The organism is Neisseria sp. P0009.S007, from assembly GCF_051962515.1.
In genome coordinates this window covers 1-1,345 of sequence record NZ_JBQCVF010000371.1, presented here as the reverse complement: position 1 = coordinate 1,345, position 1,345 = coordinate 1, and the positions used below count along the sequence as shown (strand labels likewise).

2 protein-coding genes are annotated in these 1,345 nt (G+C 51.5%); both read right to left on the bottom strand.

What is annotated here, in order from left to right:
- A partial coding sequence (locus tag ACTHS3_RS13350) for an FAD-dependent oxidoreductase (RefSeq protein ID WP_440368172.1) occupies positions 1 to 1,034 on the bottom strand: 1,034 nt, incomplete at its 3' end.
- 77 nt (positions 1,035 to 1,111) lie between these two features.
- Positions 1,112 to 1,345, bottom strand: a 234-nt coding sequence (locus tag ACTHS3_RS13345) for a 2-oxo acid dehydrogenase subunit E2 (protein ID WP_440368171.1), incomplete at its 5' end; no start/stop codon positions are given.

Here is a 1,345-nt window from a genome sequence, read left to right as displayed (position 1 = left end):
TTTTGCCATACTTTAACCAAGTCGCGGTCTGCGCCTTGCATCAGGCCGTCCATCATTTCAACAACATCCAGGCGAGAACCCAGCGTACTGTAAACCGTACCCATTTCGAGACCGATAATCCCGCCGCCGATGATCAGCAGTTTGCCCGGCACTTCTTTCAGAGCCAAAGCGCCGCTGGAATCGATGATGCGCGGATCTTCAGGGATGAAAGGCAGTTTGGTTACGCGGCTGCCTGCTGCGATGATACAGTTTTTGAAGGCAACGATTTTTTTCTCACCGGTAGGCGTAGCTTGTTCGTACACTTCGCTGGTCGTCAGAGAAACTTCCAAGTGGTGTGGGTCCAAGAATTGGCCATCACCTTGGATAATGTCTACTTTACGGCCTTTAGCCATGCCTGCCAAACCGGTAGTCAGGCGGGAAACAACGCCGTCTTTGTAGCCGCGCAGCATGTCGATATCGAGTTCAGGCTCAGGGTATTTGATACCGTTGGCAGCCAAGTGGCGTACTTCGTCGATAACGGCAGCATTGTGCAACAAGGCTTTGGAAGGGATACAGCCGACGTTCAAGCAAACACCGCCCAAGGTTTTGTAACGTTCAACGATGGCAACTTTCAGGCCTTCGTCAGCAGCGGCAAATGCAGCGGAATAACCGCCAGGGCCGCCACCCAATACTACTACGTCGTACTCAGCATCGGCAGAACCGCCAAATTGAGCAGCTTGAGGAGCAGGAGCGGCTGTTTTAGGTGCTTCTTGTGCAGGAGCGGCAGGCGCTTCGGCTTTAGGGGCAGCAGCTGCACCTTCGGCCTCAACGACAACAATCAAACCACCTTCAGAGATTTTGTCGCCCACTTTAACTTTAACTTCTTTGACTACGCCTGCAACTTCGGCAGGTACGTCCATAGTCGCTTTATCGGTTTCCAAAGTAATCAGAGTATCGTCCACAGCAATGGTGTCACCTACATTTACTTCAACCGCAATAATATCTACATTTTCGTGACCGCCAATGTCGGGCACTTTCAATTCAACTAAGCTCATGTCTAATCTTTCTGAATGATGTTCGGACTTCTTTTTTCAGACGGCCTTTCTATTCAGGCCGTCTGAAAATGCTCGGATTACAGAGTAATGCGGCGGAAGTCTTTCAACAGGTTAGCCAGGAATACGGTGAAGCGCATACCGGCGGCACCGTCGATGACACGGTGGTCAAAGGACAGGCTCAACGGGCACATCAGGCGAGGAGCGAATTCTTTGCCGTTCCAAACCGGTTTGATTTGAGATTTGCACACGCCCAAGATGGCAACTTCAGGAGCATTCACGATTGGCGTGAAGCCTGTACCGCCGATACCGCC